Source organism: Ruegeria sp. CDSC054, assembly GCF_059610645.1.
In genome coordinates, this window is the sequence record NZ_JBXWOA010000002.1 from 396,915 (window position 1) to 416,737 (window position 19,823).

The 19,823-nt window shown below is 58.0% G+C and carries 18 protein-coding genes; 5 read left to right on the forward strand and 13 right to left on the reverse strand.

Features of this window, described 5'->3' with window-relative positions; translation table 11 throughout:
* Window positions 1-15: 15 nt before the first annotated feature.
* The 6 genes from AC2FGC_RS05935 to AC2FGC_RS05960 form a co-directional block, all read right to left on the reverse strand.
* On the reverse strand, window positions 16-426 hold the full coding sequence (locus AC2FGC_RS05935; protein ID WP_496696191.1) for a F0F1 ATP synthase subunit epsilon: 411 nt from the start codon (window positions 424-426) through the stop codon (window positions 16-18).
* A gap of 12 nt (window positions 427-438) precedes the next feature.
* Window positions 439-1,863, reverse strand: a complete 1,425-nt coding sequence (gene atpD / locus AC2FGC_RS05940) for a F0F1 ATP synthase subunit beta (RefSeq protein ID WP_108859264.1) — start codon at window positions 1,861-1,863, stop codon at window positions 439-441.
* Window positions 1,864-1,883: 20 nt separating this feature from the next.
* A complete protein-coding gene (locus tag AC2FGC_RS05945) occupies window positions 1,884-2,759 on the reverse strand; it encodes a F0F1 ATP synthase subunit gamma (protein WP_496723962.1) in 876 nt (291 codons plus the stop codon).
* A gap of 15 nt (window positions 2,760-2,774) precedes the next feature.
* Window positions 2,775-4,313, reverse strand: coding sequence for a F0F1 ATP synthase subunit alpha (gene atpA, locus AC2FGC_RS05950; RefSeq protein WP_058275507.1), 1,539 nt, complete (start codon window positions 4,311-4,313; stop codon window positions 2,775-2,777).
* Window positions 4,314-4,874, reverse strand: a complete 561-nt coding sequence (locus AC2FGC_RS05955; protein WP_058276054.1) for a F0F1 ATP synthase subunit delta — start codon at window positions 4,872-4,874, stop codon at window positions 4,314-4,316.
* Between the two features lie 311 nt (window positions 4,875-5,185).
* Complete coding sequence (locus tag AC2FGC_RS05960; protein ID WP_109313357.1) at window positions 5,186-5,920, reverse strand: class I SAM-dependent methyltransferase; 735 nt, start codon at window positions 5,918-5,920, stop codon at window positions 5,186-5,188.
* 61 nt (window positions 5,921-5,981) lie between these two features.
* On the opposite strand from AC2FGC_RS05960, the gene gloB reads away from it, so the two are divergent.
* From gloB to AC2FGC_RS05975, 3 genes are all read left to right on the forward strand, one after another.
* Complete coding sequence (gloB, locus tag AC2FGC_RS05965) at window positions 5,982-6,749, forward strand: hydroxyacylglutathione hydrolase (RefSeq protein ID WP_496723961.1); 768 nt, start codon at window positions 5,982-5,984, stop codon at window positions 6,747-6,749.
* A gap of 172 nt (window positions 6,750-6,921) precedes the next feature.
* Entirely contained in the window at window positions 6,922-9,246 is a 2,325-nt protein-coding gene (gene clpA, locus AC2FGC_RS05970) for an ATP-dependent Clp protease ATP-binding subunit ClpA (RefSeq protein ID WP_058275504.1), read from the forward strand.
* Window positions 9,247-9,384: 138 nt separating this feature from the next.
* Window positions 9,385-10,272 (forward strand): YHYH protein, encoded by an 888-nt coding sequence (locus AC2FGC_RS05975; RefSeq protein ID WP_496723959.1) that lies wholly within the window; start codon window positions 9,385-9,387, stop codon window positions 10,270-10,272.
* Window positions 10,273-10,298: 26 nt separating this feature from the next.
* Here AC2FGC_RS05975 and AC2FGC_RS05980 read toward each other — a convergent pair whose 3' ends face one another.
* The 3 genes from AC2FGC_RS05980 to AC2FGC_RS05990 all read right to left on the reverse strand — a co-directional run bounded on the left by AC2FGC_RS05980 (window position 10,299) and on the right by AC2FGC_RS05990 (window position 13,781).
* Window positions 10,299-11,999, reverse strand: a complete 1,701-nt coding sequence (locus AC2FGC_RS05980; protein ID WP_496723957.1) for a peptidoglycan -binding protein — start codon at window positions 11,997-11,999, stop codon at window positions 10,299-10,301.
* 3 nt (window positions 12,000-12,002) lie between these two features.
* A complete protein-coding gene (locus AC2FGC_RS05985; protein ID WP_496723955.1) occupies window positions 12,003-13,181 on the reverse strand; it encodes a biopolymer transporter ExbB in 1,179 nt (392 codons plus the stop codon).
* 69 nt (window positions 13,182-13,250) lie between these two features.
* Window positions 13,251-13,781 carry a gamma-glutamylcyclotransferase gene (locus tag AC2FGC_RS05990; RefSeq protein ID WP_496723953.1) on the reverse strand — a complete coding sequence of 177 codons (531 nt, stop codon included), beginning with the start codon at window positions 13,779-13,781 and terminating at the stop codon, window positions 13,251-13,253.
* Window positions 13,782-13,848: 67 nt separating this feature from the next.
* On the opposite strand from AC2FGC_RS05990, the gene AC2FGC_RS05995 reads away from it, so the two are divergent.
* Window positions 13,849-14,850: a DUF2125 domain-containing protein gene (locus AC2FGC_RS05995; RefSeq protein WP_496781636.1), complete on the forward strand. Its 1,002-nt coding sequence runs from the start codon at window positions 13,849-13,851 to the stop codon at window positions 14,848-14,850.
* Here the strand turns inward: AC2FGC_RS05995 and AC2FGC_RS06000 are convergent.
* The 4 genes from AC2FGC_RS06000 to AC2FGC_RS06015 all read right to left on the reverse strand — a co-directional run bounded on the left by AC2FGC_RS06000 (window position 14,847) and on the right by AC2FGC_RS06015 (window position 19,177).
* On the reverse strand, window positions 14,847-15,698 hold the full coding sequence (locus AC2FGC_RS06000; RefSeq protein ID WP_496781638.1) for an extensin-like domain-containing protein: 852 nt from the start codon (window positions 15,696-15,698) through the stop codon (window positions 14,847-14,849). The two genes, AC2FGC_RS05995 and AC2FGC_RS06000, sit on opposite strands and share 4 nt — an antisense overlap.
* Window positions 15,695-16,615: a prephenate/arogenate dehydrogenase family protein gene (locus AC2FGC_RS06005; protein ID WP_496781639.1), complete on the reverse strand. Its 921-nt coding sequence runs from the start codon at window positions 16,613-16,615 to the stop codon at window positions 15,695-15,697. Before AC2FGC_RS06005 ends, AC2FGC_RS06000 begins: the two co-directional genes overlap by 4 nt.
* Window positions 16,612-17,697, reverse strand: a complete 1,086-nt coding sequence (gene hisC, locus AC2FGC_RS06010) for a histidinol-phosphate transaminase (RefSeq protein WP_496781641.1) — start codon at window positions 17,695-17,697, stop codon at window positions 16,612-16,614. The genes AC2FGC_RS06005 and hisC overlap by 4 nt, the downstream gene beginning before the upstream one ends.
* A gap of 64 nt (window positions 17,698-17,761) precedes the next feature.
* Window positions 17,762-19,177: an aminotransferase class V-fold PLP-dependent enzyme gene (locus tag AC2FGC_RS06015; protein WP_496781644.1), complete on the reverse strand. Its 1,416-nt coding sequence runs from the start codon at window positions 19,175-19,177 to the stop codon at window positions 17,762-17,764.
* A 103-nt stretch (window positions 19,178-19,280) separates the two neighbouring features.
* Here AC2FGC_RS06015 and AC2FGC_RS06020 point away from each other — a divergent pair, with 103 nt between their 5' ends.
* Window positions 19,281-19,742: an Lrp/AsnC family transcriptional regulator gene (locus AC2FGC_RS06020; RefSeq protein ID WP_496723941.1), complete on the forward strand. Its 462-nt coding sequence runs from the start codon at window positions 19,281-19,283 to the stop codon at window positions 19,740-19,742.
* Window positions 19,743-19,823: the final 81 nt, after the last annotated feature.

The window sequence follows — 19,823 nt, forward strand, 5'->3', positions numbered from 1 at the left end:
AGAACGCGAATGGCCTTACAGGCTCATATGCGTTCCAAGGGCTTCCATGTCGGCCAGCAGTTTGGCAGCGTCATCGACAATTGTCTGATCATCGCCTGCCTTGGCTGCTTCGTGCGAAGCACGCGCCTCGGCGACCAGATCGTCCAGATGCGACCGTGTCACTTCGGCGACCGGAATGGCTTTTTCGGCCAGAACCGACAGGCCATCGCCATTGATCTGAGCAAACCCGCCGGTGACCAGATATTCACTGGACCCTTGGGGTGCCTCGACCTTCAGGATGCCCGGGCGCAGCGTCGTGATGGTGGGGGCATGATCAGGCATCGCCGTCATGTCCCCGTCCGCGCCGGGAAGCTGGACCGCGGTCGCGCTGAGCGAAGCAAGGCTTCGCTCGGGGCTGACGAGGTCAAATTGCATCGTGTTTGCCATCAGGTTTGCTCCTTAGGCAGCTTCTGCGGCCATCTTCTCCGCTTTGGCGATCACGTCGTCGATGCCGCCAACCATCAGGAAGGCTGCCTCGGGCAGGTGATCGTATTCGCCAGCCACAACGGCCTTGAACGACGCGATGGTGACATCCAGAGGAACCTGAACGCCGGGCGAGCCGGTGAAGACCTGTGCCACGTCGAACGGCTGCGACATGAAGCGTTCGATCTTACGGGCACGGGCCACGGTCAGCTTGTCCTCTTCCGACAGTTCGTCCATGCCGAGGATGGCGATGATGTCCTGCAGCGACTTGTAGCGCTGGAGGATCTGCTGAACGTCGGTCGCAACCTTGTAGTGCTCTTCACCAACGATGGCCGGGTCGAGCAGACGCGAAGTCGAGTCGAGCGGGTCAACCGCCGGGTAGATACCCTTTTCCGAGATCGCACGGTTAAGAACGGTGGTCGCGTCCAAGTGAGCAAACGAAGTTGCCGGTGCAGGGTCGGTAAGGTCATCCGCAGGCACGTAGATCGCCTGAACGGATGTGATCGAACCCGACTTGGTCGAGGTGATGCGTTCCTGCAGGGCGCCCATGTCGGTGGCCAGTGTCGGCTGGTAGCCCACCGCCGAAGGAATACGACCCAGCAGAGCCGAAACCTCGGAACCCGCCTGCGTGAAGCGGAAGATGTTGTCGACGAAGAACAGAACGTCGGTACCGGACTGGTCGCGGAACTGCTCGGCCAGGGTCAGGCCGGTCAGAGCAACACGCGCACGTGCTCCCGGAGGTTCGTTCATCTGGCCGTAAACCAGGGCAACCTGCGATTCCGACAGGTTGTCAGGCTTGATGACGTTCGATTCGATCATCTCGTGGTACAGGTCGTTTCCTTCACGGGTCCGTTCACCAACACCCGCGAACACCGAGAAGCCCGAGTGCACTTTTGCGATGTTGTTGATCAGTTCCATGATCAAAACGGTTTTACCAACGCCGGCACCGCCGAACAGGCCGATCTTACCGCCTTTGGCGTAAGGGGCCAAAAGGTCAACAACCTTGATGCCTGTGACCAGAACTTCCGACTCGGTCGACTGTTCTGCGAAGGTCGGCGCAGGTTGGTGAATTGCGCGGGATTCGGTTGCCTCAACCGGGCCCTTTTCGTCGATGGGGTCGCCAACAACGTTCAGGATGCGGCCCAGAGTGGCGTTACCAACGGGAACCGAGATCGGTGCGCCCATGTCGGTTACAGCCTCGCCGCGGACCAGACCTTCGGTTGCGTCCATCGCGATGGTGCGGACAGTGTTTTCACCCAAGTGCTGAGCAACTTCCAACACGAGGCGCTTGCCGTTGTTGGTGGTTTCCAGCGCGTTCAGAATTTCAGGCAGCTGATCTTCGAAGTGCACGTCGACGACGGCCCCGATGATCTGTGTGACTTTGCCTTTTGCATTCGCCATGTTTCGTCTCCGGTTTGTCTCTACAGCGCTTCGGCGCCGGAAATAATTTCAATCAGCTCGTTGGTGATCACGGCCTGACGCGAACGGTTGAACTGGATCGTCAGCTTGTCGATCATCTCACCCGCGTTGCGTGTTGCGTTGTCCATCGCGGACATACGTGCACCCTGTTCCGAGGCTCCGTTTTCGAGCAGAGCCGAGAAGATTGCAGTCGCAACCCCCTTGGGCAGCAGGTCGGCCAGAATAGCCTCTTCGCTGGGCTCGTAGTCGAACACGGCACCACTGTCGTCGCCCTCGGTGTCCTCGAACGAGGCAGGGATAACCTGTTGTGCCGTCGGGATCTGGGTCACAACGTTGACGAACTTCGAATAGAAGATCGTGGCAACGTCGAACTGACCCCCGTCGAAGCGGGACAGAACATCCTTCGCGATGTCTTGCGCGTTGGTGTAACCCAGACGCTTGACCTCGCTCAGGTCGATATGTCCAACGAACAGATCGCCAAGATCACGCTTGAGCGCGTCGCGGCCCTTCTTGCCGACAGTCAAAACCTTGACCGTCTTGCCTTTCAGGCGCAGCTCTTCCGCTTTGACACGGGCCAGCTTGGCGATACTCGAGTTGAAGCCGCCACACAGGCCGCGTTCAGCTGTCATGACAACCAGCAGATGGACATCATCACTGCCCGTACCACGGAGCAGCTTGGGGGCGCTGTCGCTGCCCCCGACCGATGCCGCCAGCCCCGCCATCACGGCATTGAACCGTTCGGCATAGGGACGAGAGGCTTCGGCAGATTCCTGGGCGCGGCGCAGTTTTGCAGCCGCGACCATCTGCATGGCCTTGGTGATCTTGCGGGTCGATTTGACCGACTCGATCCTGTTTTTAAGATCCTTAAGATTTGGCATGTGCCCGCCTCTCCCTTAAGCGAAGGTTGCGGCGTATTCGTCCAGCGCAGCCTTGATCTTGTCGGAAGCGTCGCCCTTGATCTTGGGATCTTCGTCGGTGATCCACTGAAGCAGGTCGGCGTGCTTGCCGCGCAGGTGCGCCAGCAGGCCAGCTTCGTAACGGCCAACATCGGACACGTCGATCTTGTCGAGGTAACCGTTGGTGCCGGCGAAGATGACGCAGACGATTTCAGCGTTGGTCAGTGGCGAGTATTGCGGCTGTTTCATCAGCTCGGTCAGACGCGCACCACGGTTCAGCAACTGCTGGGTCGCGGCGTCAAGGTCGGAACCAAACTGCGCAAACGCAGCCATTTCGCGGTACTGAGCCAGTTCCAGCTTAACCGGACCGGCAACCGACTTCATCGAGTTGGTCTGAGCCGAAGAGCCCACACGCGAAACCGACAGACCGGTGTTCACAGCAGGACGGATGCCCTGATAGAACAGTTCGGTTTCCAGGAAGATCTGGCCGTCGGTGATCGAGATCACGTTGGTCGGAATAAACGCCGAAACGTCACCACCTTGCGTTTCGATAACCGGCAGAGCGGTCAGCGAGCCAGCACCAAAGTCTTCGTTCAGCTTCGCCGAACGCTCCAGTAGGCGGGAGTGGAGATAGAAAACATCGCCAGGATAGGCTTCACGTCCGGGCGGACGACGCAGCAGCAGCGACATCTGACGATAAGACACAGCCTGTTTCGACAGGTCATCATAGATGATCAGAGCGTGGCGGCCATTGTCGCGGAAGAACTCGGCCATTGCGGTTGCGGCATAGGGTGCCAGGAACTGCATCGGCGCCGGGTCGGACGCGGTTGCGGCCACAACGATCGAGTAGTCAATCGCGCCGGACTCTTCCAGTTTCTTAACCAGCTGCGCAACGGTCGAACGCTTTTGGCCGATCGCGACGTAAACGCAGTACAGCTTCTTCGACTCGTCGTCGCCTGCCGCATCGTTGTAGGTTTTCTGGTTCAGGATCGCGTCCAGAGCAACGGCAGTTTTACCGGTCTGACGGTCACCAATGATCAGTTCCCGCTGGCCACGGCCAATCGGGATCATGGCGTCAACCGACTTCAGGCCGGTTGCCATCGGCTCGTGAACCGATTTACGCGGGATGATGCCCGGTGCTTTGACGTCAGCAACGCCACGCTCGGTGGATTCGATGGGGCCTTTGCCGTCCAGCGGGTTACCCAGACCGTCAACAACACGACCCAGCAGACCGTTACCAATCGGAACGTCCACGATCGAGTTGGTGCGCTTGACGATGTCACCTTCTTTGATGTCACGGTCGGAACCGAAGATAACGACACCAACGTTGTCGCTTTCCAGGTTCAGCGCCATGCCCATGATGCCGCCGGGGAATTCGACCATCTCACCCGCTTGCACATTGTCCAGACCGTATACGCGGGCAATCCCGTCACCGACGCTCAGCACGCGACCGATTTCGGCCACTTCGGCTTCCTGACCAAAATTCTTGATCTGGTCCTTCAGGATTGCAGAAATCTCTGCAGCTTGGATTCCCATTTATCCGACCTCTTTCATTGCATTCTGTAGGGAGTTGAGCTTCGAACGGATCGAGCTATCGATCATCTTCGAGCCCACTTTAACGACAAGACCGCCAATGAGGCTTTCATCAACGGTCGCATTTATTGTCACGGTCTTGCCCACACGCTCGGACAGCGTCTTGGACAGTTTTTCCAGTTGTGTCTTGGTCAGCGCTTTGGCCGACGCGACATCGGCGGTCACTTCGCCACGTTCGTCCGCCAGCATGTCGCGCAGAACCTGCACCAACTCGGGAACGACGAACAGACGGCGCTTCTGTGCCATCAGAGCCAGCGTGTTACGCATGATAGCGTGCAAACCCATTTTGTCAGCGATTGCGGTAATGGCGCCTTCTTGTTCGGCACGCGAAACCAGAGGCGATGCGATCAGGTCGCGCAGTTCGGCGCTTTCGCCCAGTGCTGCTGCCAGATCGTTGATTCCGGTTTCCAGACCTGCGAGGTCATTATTCTCTTTGGCGATCTCAAAGATCGCGGTGGCATAGCGCTTGGCAATGCCTGTGGAAATCGAAGCTGGTTCGGACACGTCCACCCTTCCGATATTTTGGGCCCCGAATTCGCGTTGCGGCAGCTACCCCGGGGGCGTGAAGAAACCCCGGCCAGACGGTCGGGGATCAAAATCACCGGGGATGTAGCAGAGCCGAACCCAGCTAGCAATATATTATCACGGCAACAGGTTTATCCACAAAATGTTCAATTTCAATTACTTAAGGAGGGTGCGACCCTTTTATCCGGCTGAAACAGACGAAAAATGTTACGAAAGTGTAGGTTTTTGCGATTCCTGTGTCCTTTTTCCCTCAATTTTTGCGAATTGAAGAGGGGAAATGACCGGGCTGCTCAGGCTGGTTTCAGAAGGCCATCAAGCGCCTTTATCGGACGACGTTCGGCATCCTTTGCAACACTGCCGCTGGGCGGTCGGATGTGTTTTGTCACCTCAACCATAAGCACTCCGCCTGCCATGACTGTTGGCAGCCTTTGGCCAGTCTTTTCGATCAGGCTCGCCGACTTCAGCCAGAAACGGCGGAATGATGGCGGCAGATACAGAGCCGAGCAATGGCTTTCCGGGATGAAGTGATGCGCCTTGAGCTGACTTTCCAGCTGCGAGGCTGTGTACGGTCGGCCAAAGCCAAACGGGGTCTTATCCGTCCGAGACCACAAACCAGCCCGATTGGGCACAACAAAGAATGCGCGCCCCCCTGGCCCCAACACGCGCCAGCACTCATTTAGCAATTGGCTGGGCCGCTGCGAGGTTTCAAGCCCGTGCATCACAATCAGCTTGTCGACATGACCTGTTTCAATCGGCCACAGGGTTTCTTCGGTCAGAACCGACACATTGGGCATTCCGGCGGGCCAGGGCATGACGCCTTGCGGGCCTGGCATCAAACCGATCACGCGGCGGGCGTCCGCAAGATAAGGACGCAGCAATGGAACCGCGAAGCCGAATCCTGCAACCGTTTGTCCCTTGGCCTCGGGCCATTGCTCGATCAATCGCCCACGGATCGCCGCTTGCGCGGCACGACCCAGAGTGCTGCGATAGTAGAAGTTCCTCAAATCCTGCACATCAAGATGCATTGCAGACACCTGGTCAATCGGCTTAGCTGGGCGCAGTCTAGCAACGAAAGGGCAAAAGGCCATGCCTCTTGAGGTCGTCACCATCCCATGTCTCAGCGACAATTACGCATTTCTGGCGCATGACGCCGCAAGCGGCAATACCGCACTGGTCGACGCGCCCGAAGCCGGACCCGTTCTGGCCGAGTTGGACAAGCGCGGCTGGACATTATCCCATGTTCTTCTAACCCATCACCATTGGGACCATGTGGATGGCCTGTCTGCCATTTTGGAAAAACACCCGGCCAAAGTTGTTGGCGCGGCTGCCGATGCGTACCGCCTGCCCCCGCTGGATCAGCAGGTCAGTGACGGCGATACGTTTGAATTCGGAAGCGAGCAGATTCGGGTGCTGGATGTGTCCGGCCATACTGTTGGCCATGTCGCCTTTTACATGCCGGACAGCGCAGTTGTTTTCACAGCAGACAGCCTCATGGCTTTGGGGTGTGGGCGCTTGTTCGAAGGCACGGCACCACAGATGTGGGCTTCTCTCAGCAAGCTGGCCGCGCTTCCCGATGAGACAATCGTATGCTCGGGCCACGAATACACGCAATCAAACGCAAAATTCGCGTTGACCGTCGATCCAACCAATGCTGCGCTGCAAAAACGCGCTGATGATATCAACCGCGCGCGCGCTGCTGGCGAACCCACGGTTCCTTCGACGATGGCGCTGGAAAAGGCCACAAACCCGTTCTTGCGGGCCGCAGATCCGGCGATTCAGGCGCATTTGGGAATGCAAAATTCAGACCCCGCAGAAGTTTTTGCTGAAATTCGGACTAGAAAAGACAGCTTCTAGTACCCAAATTGCCTTCCTCACGGCCACGGTCACGTGAAATGTGACTGTCAAGAGCAAGAAAACCCTTGAAGCCGGGCCACGATCAACCAAACTCTAATAGTATGAGGACATGGTTGGGATGGGGTTCCGGCCGAAGCCTGCCCCTTTCGACCCAAGACAGAGGAGCACCCGCGTGCCTTCATTCTCGAGCACATTAGAACAAGCCATCCACGCGGCCTTGGCAGCTGCGAATGAACGGCGTCATGAATTTGCCACGCTAGAGCATCTGCTTCTGGCGTTACTGGAAGAACCTGACGCCATCCGCGTCATGAAAGCCTGCAGCGTCGATCTGGAAGAACTGCGCAGCACTCTGGTTGAATTCATTGACGAGGACCTGTCCAATCTGGTCACGGATATCGACGGTTCCGAGGCCGTGCCAACGGCCGCTTTCCAGCGCGTCATACAACGCGCGGCGATCCACGTCCAAAGCTCGGGCCGGACCGAAGTGACCGGCGCAAACGTTCTGGTCGCCATCTTTGCCGAACGTGAAAGCAATGCCGCCTATTTCCTGCAAGAGCAGGACATGACGCGCTATGACGCGGTAAACTTCATCGCGCACGGCGTGGCCAAAGACCCTGCCTACGGCGAAAACCGCTCGGTATCCGGCGCGGATCAGGTCGAGGAAGAGGCTCAACCTGGCGTCACCGAAGGCGAACAGAAGGAAAGCGCGCTCGGGAAGTACTGCATTGACCTGAACGCTAAATCGCGCGCAGGCGATGTCGACCCGCTGATCGGTCGAGCTGATGAGGTTGAGCGTTGTATTCAGGTCCTGTGCCGTCGCCGCAAGAACAACCCACTGTTGGTTGGGGACCCGGGCGTGGGCAAGACGGCTATTGCGGAAGGCCTGGCACGTAAGATTGTTGGCGGCGAAGCGCCAGATGTACTGTCTGAGACCACAATTTATTCTCTCGACATGGGTGCTCTGCTGGCAGGTACCCGCTATCGCGGCGACTTTGAGGAACGCCTGAAGGCGGTTGTGACCGAATTGGAAGACCACCCCGACGCGGTGCTGTTCATTGATGAAATTCACACCGTGATCGGTGCCGGTGCAACGTCGGGTGGCGCGATGGATGCGTCGAACCTGCTGAAACCTGCCCTGCAGGGCGGCAAGCTGCGCACCATGGGCTCGACCACATACAAGGAATTCCGTCAGCATTTTGAAAAGGACCGCGCGCTAAGCCGCCGGTTCCAGAAAATCGACGTGAGCGAGCCTTCGGTCGAAGACAGCGTGAAAATCCTGCGCGGTCTGAAGCCTTATTTCGAAGAGCATCACGAGATCAAATATACCGCCGATGCCATCAAGACCGCGGTGGAGTTGTCGGCCCGCTATATCAACGACCGTAAACTGCCCGACAAGGCCATCGACGTAATCGATGAGGCCGGTGCGGCGCAGCATCTGGTGGCTGAGAGCAAACGGCGCAAGACCATCGGGGTCAAGGAAATCGAGGCGGTCGTCGCCAAGATCGCCCGCATCCCGCCCAAGAACGTCACCAAAGATGATGCCGAGGTGCTGAAAGACCTCGAGGCCTCGTTGAAGCGTGTTGTATTCGGCCAGGATCTCGCAATCGAGGCGCTGTCGAGCGCGATCAAACTGGCGCGTGCCGGTCTGCGTGAACCTGAAAAGCCCATCGGTAACTATCTGTTCGCCGGCCCGACCGGTGTGGGTAAGACCGAAGTAGCGAAACAGCTGGCGGATACGCTGGGTGTGGAACTACTGCGCTTTGACATGTCCGAGTACATGGAGAAGCACGCCGTCAGCCGTCTGATCGGCGCGCCTCCGGGCTATGTAGGCTTTGATCAGGGCGGTCTGCTGACCGACGGGGTCGACCAGCATCCGCATTGCGTGCTGCTGCTGGATGAGATCGAAAAGGCCCATCCGGACGTGTTCAACATCCTGTTGCAGGTGATGGACCACGGCGAGCTGACCGATCACAATGGACGTACGGTGAACTTCCGCAACGTGGTGCTGATCATGACCTCGAACGCGGGTGCGCAAGAACAGGCCAAGGCGGCTATCGGCTTTGCACGTGACCGTCGCGAAGGCGAGGATACGGCCGCAATCGAACGTATGTTCACGCCGGAATTCCGCAACCGCCTGGACGCCGTGATCTCATTCGCGCCACTACCGAAAGAGGTCATCCTACAGGTGGTCGAGAAGTTTGTTCTGCAACTTGAAGCGCAATTGCTGGATCGCAATGTGACCATCGATCTGACCCCCAAAGCCGCCGCGTGGCTGGCGGAAAAAGGGTATGACGACAAGATGGGTGCACGTCCTCTGGGTCGTGTCATTCAGGAACACATCAAGAAACCACTGGCCGAGGAGTTGCTGTTCGGCAAGCTGGCGAAGGGTGGTGTGGTCCGCGTGTCTGTCAAGAAAGGCGATTTGAACCTGGATATCCTTGGCCCCGATCAGCCAAGAATTCCGGGCGACAAACCTCCGCTTTTGACCGCGGATTAAGACGCCGCATTCGCCTAACAAGTCTAATCGCCCGGTTGTTCAGCAACCGGGCGATTTCGTTTCGGCCACAAACTTTTTCGACGGATCAGCCAAACCTGCGCGTTTCATTATCACTGATGAATTGCAAAGGGGATTTTGATGACCAAAACCGTCGCCGTTTGGAGCGTAGCATTCGCCCTTTCCGCCGTTGCCGCCATAGCAACCGCTCAGCATAGATTTCGGTATCATGACGAAACGGAAACGCAGCCATTGCGCCTGCAGGCCGCAACGGTTGATCCGGGCAACAGCCACTCTGAAATCTCTGAGACCCGCAAAAGTATACGCGTCTCGGCCAACGGGATCCCCGATCACCTTGTCGGGCGCTTTCCGAACCAAGGCAATCCGCACAGCATTTCCGAGCAGCGCGTCAACTTGAAAGTACCGACGAACCCGAAATCCAATCGATCCACCACCCCGCTTGAAATGGGTTGGAATTTTGGTGTGTCTCTGAACGGCGTCGTGTTCGACCCGCTGGCCGCTGAGTTCTGGCAGGGCAATCCCCGCTCAGGCTGGTCATACAATGCGCTTGGGGGCGCGGTTACTTTGGGGTTCGACGAAAACTATGCGCACGTTCAACCCAATGGAAAATACCATTATCACGGCATTCCCACCGGTTTTATTGAGCTGCTGAATTATTCACCCAACCGACATTCACCGCTGATCGGATATGCGGCAGACGGCTTCCCAATCTATGCGATGACCGGCGTTGTGGATGGGAAAGTGACACAAATTAAGTCGTCCTACCGTCTGAAGAACGGCAACCGCCCCGGAGGAAACGCGCCCGACGGAAAACATGATGGCACGTTCAATGAGGACTACGCCTATGTAGCAGGCGCCGGAAATCTGGATGAATGTAACGGAGCCTTTACGGTTTCGCCTGAATATCCATCTGGAACGTATGCCTATTTCCTGACTGAAAGTTACCCGGTCATCCCGCGCTGCTTTGCGGGCAAGCCCGATAGCAGCTTTCGGTTCGGTCGTCGCTAACCCGGGTTTCTTAACGAGTGTCTCGGTTACCTTTCGGTGAGTTTCAGCTCGATCCGGCGGTTTTGCGCCCGGGCCTCCGGGGTGTCTGCCGGGTTTACGGGCTGGAACTCACCAAAACCGTTTGCGGCCAATCGGCTCGGCGGGATACCCAGCGCATCGACCATGTACCGCACTACGGACAAGGCACGACCCTGACTAAGTTCCCAATTGTCGCGATAGCGCCCGGAACCGGCCAGCGGCACGTTATCAGTGTGACCATCAACGCGGATCACCCAGTTCAGGCCTTCGGGAATTTCAGCCGCCACGCTGCGCAGGATATTTGCCACCTTGGCGATGTCCTGCTGCCCGGCCGGTGACAAAACGGCCGAACCCGTGTCAAACAGGACCTCGGACGAGAATACAAAACGGTCGCCTTCGATCCGAACGCCTTCTTCATCCCCTAGGACGTCGCGCAATCTTCCAAAGAACTCTGACCGATAGCGCTGCAGGTCCTCGGCCTGCGCCGCCAATTCCTGATTTTGTCCAGACAGAGCTTCGGCCTCGGCCTCCAGCCGGGCACGCTCAGCCTCTTCCAACAGACGCCGACGGCGTTCTTCCGAGGCCGCGCGGGCCAAAGCTGCGTTCAGGTCCTGACCCAGGGTCTGAATTCGAATGTCCGAAGCGGCGTTGCGTTCTTCATAGTCGTCCAACAACGCCTGCAACCCGCCAAGTTGTTGGCGCAGCGCCGCCATCTGTTGATTCAACAACGCCGTCTCTCGCTGCGCTTTTGCGGAAATCGTTTTCTCATCTGAGATCGCTTCACGGGCCACAGCCAATAGGTTTGCACGCTCTTCGGCTAATGATCGCTGCGATTGTGCCTCGGCCTGCGCCTCGGTCTGCGCAGCCAAAGCGGCTTGCAGTTGCGCCTGCAACTCCTCTGCGTCCAGCGCACCAAACTGGCGCTCAAGTTCGGCCCTAGCAGCTTGAGCGGCAGCAAGCAGGGTCAGCGTATCTTCAGCTTCTTTGCGCTGCGCTTCCAATGCCAGCGTCATCGCCGTCAACTCGGCATCCGCATTCTGCAGACGATTGCGGAGGTTCTCAGCAGCGGCAGCCTCGGCAAGCTTGGCGGCTTCTTCCGCGCTGAGTTGGTTTTCCAGTTCACCGATCCGAGTGGATTGCGCAGCATCGCTTTGTTCGAGATCCGCAACCAACGCCTCCAACGCCTCGCGTTGGGCGGCTGCCAGCCGGGCGGCTTCGGCCTGTTCATCGATCTCCGACCGGCTTTGCGCCAGCGCGAGGTTCAGCGCCTCTTGGTCCTCCAGCAACTTGGCACGCTGGGATTCCAGTGTTGCAATTGCACTGCGTGCCCGCTCCTGATCCGTCAAAAGTGCGGCGACCTGCGCCTCAAAATCCGTGATACGCGCCTGCGACAGAGCAAGGTCCACTTCGGCCCGCGCCAGCGTATCTTCAGTTTGCGACAGGGTCGTGTTCAACGCGCCAAGACGGGCCTCCAGACGGGTATTCTCACGCTCCTCCAATCCCAACGCCCCGGCCAGCGCTGCGACTTCATCCGAGAGAGCGGTCAGTTCGTCTTCTTGCCCGGAAATGGTTTCGCGCAACACGAACTGCACCACCATAAAGATGGTCAGAACGAAGGTCAGCACCATCAGCAACCCGGTGATCGCGTCAACAAAACCCGGCCAAACCGAGCCCTGAAAACGCTGACCTGTGCGGCGGGACAGAGCCATGGATTACTCTCCTTCCGGAGCGGTGCGAACGGCGCCTCTGGGCAATGTCAGGGCTTTGACAAGCAGTTCGATATCCTTGCGCAATTCGCTCATGCTTTCCTGACGACCGGCCGAAATTTCTTCAAGGATACGCAAAAGCTGAACGTCCATCGACCGCAGGCGCATCCGGCTTTCGGCGTCAATTCCATCCCCTGTACCCTGATCACGCATGTGATCCAGAAGGGCGTCCTGCCCAAGGGCCACGCGTTCCAATGCGGCCGTCACCCCTTCGGATTCAGACTGTCGCACGTTCATCTCACCGATCGCGTCGACCAGTTGGCCCAGTTTGACCGACACGGCAGCACGATCAGCCTCTTGCCCCGAAAACAGGTCCTGCAGTGCATCCATCTGTTCGGACATCGCGTCCAGAACTGGGGTCAGAACCGCAAGCTCTGCGCCACCCTCATCTGCAGCCGCAAAACCAACGCGGGTGATTGAGGACAACCATTCCTCAAGCTCGCGGTAGAACCGGTTCTGGCCGTGACCTGCGAACAGTTCCAGCAAACCGACGATCAGAGACCCGGCAAGGCCCAAAAGGGACGACCCAAATGCCACGCCCATTCCTTGTAGCTGGGCTTCTAACCCCACCATCAGGCGGTTGAATACGGCCAGCCCTTCTTCGCCCTCTTGCGGGTTCAGGCTGCGGATCGTGTCGACAATGGCTGGGACGGTGGTCGCCAAGCCAAAGAACGTGCCCAAAAGGCCCAGATAAATCAGAACATTGGTAATATAGCGCGTGATCTCACGCTCTTCCTCGACGCGTTCCGCGACCGAATCCAGGATCGACCGGGTCGAACTTGAGCTGATCTGCGATCGTGCACCGCGTTCGCGCAGCAATGAGGCTAAAGGTGCCAGCAATTGCGGCGTGCGCGCGTCTTCGCGGACAACGCCGCCAACAAAAGCTTCAATCCAACGCACCGACCCAATCAGCTGTGTCACCTGAAAGAAACAGGCAAAAACGCCGATTATGAAAACCAGGATGATAAAGCCATTCAGGTACGGGTTGGCCTGAAATACCGGCAACACATAAGGCAGCGCCATAAAGACGCCCAAGCCTGCCAGGCCAATTGCGACCAACATCATCACAATTTGACGGATGGGATGCGAGAATTGGGGTCTCGCGCCCTGATGTGCCTGCGCCATGCGCGTACTTCCCGGTTCTTGCCTGCTCTGGCGTGAATCTAGCCAATATCCGCCGGGTACGCCAAGGATTTATGTGGTAATGCTGCGCACCCGTTGCGCTAACCACTCAAGATCGGGATCGCGCAGGTCGATCTCGGCCAGATGTTCAGCAGTATTATACAGGTATTCTGTGTTCGGACCGCGCCCGCCAACTGCGTGTGCTATGATCTGCGCCTGCTCTTCCAATGGCATACCGCCACAATATTGGACGTGATCCGCGTCGATCACATAGGTCACCGCGGTGACGACTTCGCCGTTGTTCAAATGCACATCAAGGTTTTTCTCGACATAGGCTGACGAAATCAGCTCACGCTCGCGCAACTCGTGCAAGGTGCGTTCTTCATGGCCGGTCTCGACCGAAAGTGCCAAGCCAGTGCAATTGGCATCGGCCTGTTCATCCAGTGCCAGCACAAGGCCGGGGTGTTCTTCGGTGCCGCGATGGTGGATCGAGCTCATGCAGAACGACCGGGCGTATCCATGCAATGTGGCGTGTTCGCTGCGGGCGACCGGAAAGCCCGGATTCCACAGCAGTGATCCATATCCAAAAACCCACATCGTCATAGCTCTGGTCCTTGCCCGTTTCGGCCTATAAACATCAAATTCAACGCGGGAAAAAGGGCCAACTGCCATGCGCGGTCTAATACGAGTAGTCATTTTTTTAACGGTTATCTGGAGCGCCTATTGGTTCGTTGCCGGATTCGGATTGCGCAACGCAATCACCGCCTGGTTCGACAATCAGCAGGAACAAGGCTGGCAGGCGGACTTTTCCGATGTTTCAACAGCCGGGTATCCGTTTCGTCACGTTACGCGCCTGAACAGTCCTGCTCTGGCAGACCCGGTCAACGGCACCGCGTGGAGCGCGGATTGGATTGAGTTCCAAAGTCCTGCGATCTGGCCCGGGCGCCAGGTGCTGCGCTTTGCCGACACGCCCCAGCGCCTGTCCTATTTTGATCAGACCGCGACCATTGAAGCCAGCGATCTGCAAGCCGAGCTGCAGCTGCAACCCGGTGTGGCGCTGGAGCTGGAAAAAATGGCTTTGACCGCGGGTTCATGGTTGATCACCGATGATGCCGAAGCGCTGGCTGGCGGCGATACGCTGACATTGGTTATGGAACAGACCTCTATTCCGGTAACCTATGCCATCGGCGCTCGAATAGACGGGTTTACCCCGGGAGATGGTCTGCGCGATTTGATGCGGTCTGCGACCACGTTGCCGCAGGCGTTTGAGACGCTCGAACTGGACATGACGGCCACGTTCAACAAACCGTGGGATCGTACGGCTCTTGAACAGGGCAGACCGCAGCCGGTGAAGATTGACCTGAACCTGGCCGAGATGAAATGGGGCGCTTTGCGTTTGTTTGCAGCGGGTGAGTTCGACATTGACCACCAGGGCATCCCAACGGGCGAGATTGCGGTCAAAGCTGAAAACTGGCGCGACATGATTGCAATGGCTAATGCCGCAGGTGCCCTGCCCGATCAGGCCGTTGATCCTGTGACGCGGGCACTGAACTTTATGGCCGGGTTGGGTGGAAACCCAAATGCGCTGGATCTGCAGCTTAACTTTCGGGACGGTTTCGTGGCACTTGGGCCGTTGCCGCTGGGGCCTGCGCCTCGCCTGATCCTGCGTTAACGGCAGTATGGCCCGCGACGATGGCGGGCGGTATCCAGATGGAAATGATCCCGATGATATCGGTCGGCGTTTGGCCCAAGTACAGTGCCAAACGGCCCGCACGCTTCGCGCCAGATCTTGACCAGTTGTTTTTGCGACGGGTTCTTGCGCCACCCTTTCAGGACCGACACAACCTCTCCATCGGCCATCTTGAAAGCCGAGATATCAATCGCGCGGCCTTTACCGTGCTCGGAAATACGGGCGCCTTTACGGTTGTTTCGCGTCCGACACGCGTAATGAGCTGCGACCTGCAACTGGACCACCGGCCCGCGTCTCTTGAAGGTCGGCTTGACTGCCTTTTCAACCCACTTGTTCAGCGAAACAGCCGTTCCACAATCCATCGTGGAAGGACGACTAAGCGTCACCCCCGAGATCGAGGTGATCTGCACTGCGTCCTTGATCCCACACGCCTTGATCTTACCCGGTACAGTGCCGACTGGCTTGCCCTGTATATTGATGTCGCCGCATACCGACCCCTTACGCAACTTACGCTTTTTGAACAGCGCCTCCTGCTCAAGGGCTTTGGGCCGCAGGTACGGCATCAGCGATGTGTCTGGTCCAAGCAGGGGCAGGTCTGCGGGACGGGCCGCAACCGCCAAAACCTGTGGCGACGCTGGCCGCAACTCCGGGCGTATCGTCGCCGGAGGCAGTTGAGGCAACACTGCGCTGCTGAGGACGATCTGTTGCGGGACCAGTACAGTGCCGGGCCGCGACAACGGTACTAACGAGCGTTCCAGTGAACCAGCCTGAGTCGACGCTGCGCAAAGCGCTGCAAATGCAATCAGAGTGGTTCTCCAGCCCCGTGTCATGGGTTCGTTTTCCCCCGTCCGAAATCTGGCGCATCCGTGTCTTGCCCGGCGTCAATGATGCCGCGGCGGATCGCGCGTGTACGGGTGAAATAGTCGAATAGTTGCTCGCCGTCACCTGTTCTGATTGCGCGCTGCAAGGCAAACAGCTCTTCGGTAAACCGGCCAAGGATCTCCAGCGTCGCTTCCTTGTTGGTCAGGAACACGTCACGCCACATCGTCGGATCCGAGGCTGCAATGCGGGTGAAGTCCCGGAACCCCGCAGCGGAATACTTGATAACTTCGGTATCGGTGACCCGACGCAGATCATCCGCCACGCCAACCATTGTGTAGGCGATCAAGTGCGGCGCATGCGATGTCACGGCCAGAACCAGATCATGGTGATCCGCGTCCATTTCATCAACGTTTGAGCCCATGCCTTCCCACATCGCCCGTAGGCGGACAATCGCGTCCGGATCAGAGCCTTCGACCGGAACCAACAGGCACCAGCGGTTGTCAAACAGCTCGGCAAATCCCGACTCCGGACCAGAATGCTCGGTCCCCGCCAACGGGTGCGCAGGTATGAAATGAACGCCATCAGGGATTTCCGGTCCAACGGCCTGAATTACGTGGTGTTTGACCGAGCCGACATCTGTCACTGTCGCCCCAGGTTTCAATGCGGGCACAATTTCCTTTGCAACAGCCCCCATCGCGCCGACAGGGACGCAGAGCACGACAAGATCCGCTCCCTCGACCGCCTCTTGCGCGCTGTCGCAAACGCGGTCGCACAGACCGATACGGCGGGCCGTTTCGCGGGTGGCCTCGGACCTCGCATAGCCAGTCACCTCGCCCGCAAGCCCGGCGCGTTTGATCGCCCAGAACATTGACGAGGCGATCAGGCCCAGCCCGATCAAGGCCACACGGTCGTAAACTTGGCTCATGCGGCGCCCCCTTTGAACGCAGTGATGGCCGCAACAACGCGGCGGCAGGCTTCTTCGTCGCCCACGGTGATCCGCAGGGCGTTTGGCAGGTTGTAGCCCGCCACGCGGCGCACGATCAAACCCTGGGTCTTGAGATAGTCGTCACACGCTTCGGCCTCGGCTTGGTTGGCAAAGCGGGCGAGGATGAAATTGGTGCAGGACGCATTCGACGGAATCCCGATCTTGTCCAGTTCTTCCGACAGCCACACCCGCAGGCGCGCGTTTTCAGCCTGGCAGAAGGACAGGAATTCCAAGTCATTCACCGCTGCCTCTGCAGCAGCCAACGCGGTCAAGGACAGGTTGAACGGCTGGCGCACCCGATTCAGAACGTCGATAATCGACTGCGCCGCATAGCCCCATCCGACACGCATTCCGCCCAGACCGTACACCTTGGAAAAGGTTCGCGTCATGATCACGTTGTCAAACCGATCCACCAGCAATGCACCACCGTCGAACCCATCGACAAACTCGGCATAGGCCCCGTCGATCACCATCAGGCAGGTCTTGGGCAATGCCTCGGCCAGACGCAGTAATTCAGCCTCGGGGATCATGGTCGAGGTCGGGTTGCCCGGGTTGGTCACAAACACAATCCGCGTCCGGTCGTTCACGGCAGCCAGAATGTTGTCGACATCCACGTGGCGATCCCGCTCGGCCACCATCACTGGGGTTGCACCAGCCATGCGGGCGATGATCGGGTACATCGAAAACCCGTGCTCGGTATAGATGACCTCATCCCCAGGGCCCGCATAAGCCTGAGCGATGAACTGCAGGACTTCGTCACTGCCAACGCCGCAGATAAGTCGTGCCGGGTCCAGCGCGTGACGCTCGCCGATCGCCGCGCGCAGACTGGCGTGGTCGGTACTGGGATAACGATGAAGCGTTGCCGCGCTATCGCGAACCGCTTCGATTGCCTTGGGGCTTGGCCCAAACGGATTTTCGTTCGAGCTGAGCTTGATCACATGCTCCACCCCGGCCACATGCGACTGACCGCCTTGATAAAGCGCGATGTCCATAATGCCGGGTTGCGGGGTGATCTTGTTCATAAGAGGCTCCGTTGTTGGAGCCTCTCATACCCGTCTCAACGCGTTGAGAAAAGCGGCAATTCCGTCACGCTGCTTTGAAGCGGGCGGTCGCCGGGTCCGCGTTGTAATAAGGGGTAAATTCCTCAGTCCGGTGGGACAGGTCATTGACGCTGTCGATGATGAACTGAACCGTCTCTTCGCTCATAAGGTACGAGAAATTCAGGCGGACCCATCCGGGTTTCTTCATCTCTTCCCCTGCGGACAATGCGGCATGCAATTCAGCGGACGTTTCACGGTCGATTTCCAGCAAGCGATGCGCATATGGCCCGGCACACGCGCAACCACCGCGCGCCTGAATGCCGTAGATGTCGCTGAGCATCCGGGTAAACAGCTGCTGATGCACCGGCCGGCCAGAGTTGTCCCGCACAAGGAAAGAATAGATCGGCAAACGATGCGGGTTTTCAGTACCTAGCAAAGTCAGGTTCGGATTGTCGCCCCACCCTTTCAATGCCATTTCATTGTACCGGGCTTCGCGTTCAGCAATTTCATCCCTGCCGACGACATCCTTGACGATGAAGGCCAGCGCGGCGCGAATATCTCCGATCACATTGGGTGTTCCGGCTTCTTCTCGCGTGGCCAAATCCTCGCTGTAGTCATGGCGCCAGGGCGACACAAAGCTGACAGTGCCGCCACCAGGCCAACTTGGGCAAGTGCGGCGAACTGCGTTCTGATTGACGATCAGCACACCGGACGCGCCCGGGCCGCCCGGGAACTTGTGCGGAGAGACTACGATGGCATCCTTGCGCGCATCTTCTGGCCCCATGTCCATCGGCAAATAAGGTCCACCACCGGCGTAATCCCAGATCGAAACAGCGCCATGAGACTTAAGCAGCCGCGTGATCGGGTCCGGGTCTGTAATGATGCCGGTTACGTTAGAGGCAGCGGAAAATGAACCGACAATCAGATCGGAATCGGAATTGTCCACCAATGCCCGTTCAAGTGCATCCAGATCAACGCCACCTTCAGGCGCTTCGGGGATTTCGATGACCTGCGCTTTGCTTTCCCGCCAGGGGAGGATGTTCGAATGATGCTCATACGGCCCGATCAGAACAACCGGCCGGTCAGCCCCCTCAATTCCCATCAAACTGACCAGCCGGTTAAGACCCGCAGTGGCGCCGGACCCGGTAAAGATCACCGCGTCGTCTTCCTTTGCTCCAACAATGCGGGCTATTTCCGCGCGCGCTTCGCGGCGCAGACGGGTCATATACGACCCACAATAGGAGGCCTCAGTGTGGCTGTTGGCATAAAAAGGCAGCACCTCATGGGCGACAAAATCCTCTACCTGCTGCAGCGCACGACCCGAAGCGACGTAGTCCGCATAAACCAGCGGCACGTCCCCATTCAGACCGGGGATCAGAACATTCTCTCCGATCAGCCCGTCGCGCAGGGTTGAATTGCGAGTGGTGGATTGGAGGTCTGCGCGAAATTTTGACAAGGTCATGGTGAAATCTCCGTATTGCACAATCAAATATGATTGATCATTGCCGCGGAAACCTCCCCTATCTTTTGGTAGAATTCTAAAATTTTGTGTCATATGATGCGGAATGGCTGAAAATTTAGATCAAATCGATAAACGTATCTTGCGTGAGCTTCAAACAGACGCAACGCTATCTCAGCGTGAGTTGGCTGATCGGGTCGGGCTATCGCAAAACGCCTGCTGGCGCCGATTAAAGGCTTTGAACGAAAATGGTGTCGTTACCGGATCAACCGCGCAGATCGCGCGTGAGAAACTGGGGCTAAGCCTTGTCGTCTTTGTCATGCTACGCACCCGGCATCATTCGGCGGACTGGTTGCAGGCCTTTCGCCGCCACGTCCTGACCATCCCCGAAGTGGTGGATTTCCATCGCATCGGCGGCGACTATGACTATCAGTTGAAGGTCGTCACACAGGATATGTCATCTTACGATAAAGTATATCAGCGCCTGATCGACAAGGTCGAACTGGACAGCGTCACATCATATTTCGCAATGGAGGCAATCGCTGAGGGGCGCCCTTTGCCGATCTGATCCGCTATTCATCTGGCCCCAGTCGTCCCGGCGAAAGCACAGCCCGCCTCAATTGGGAACAGCGCCTCTTTCAAACAAAGA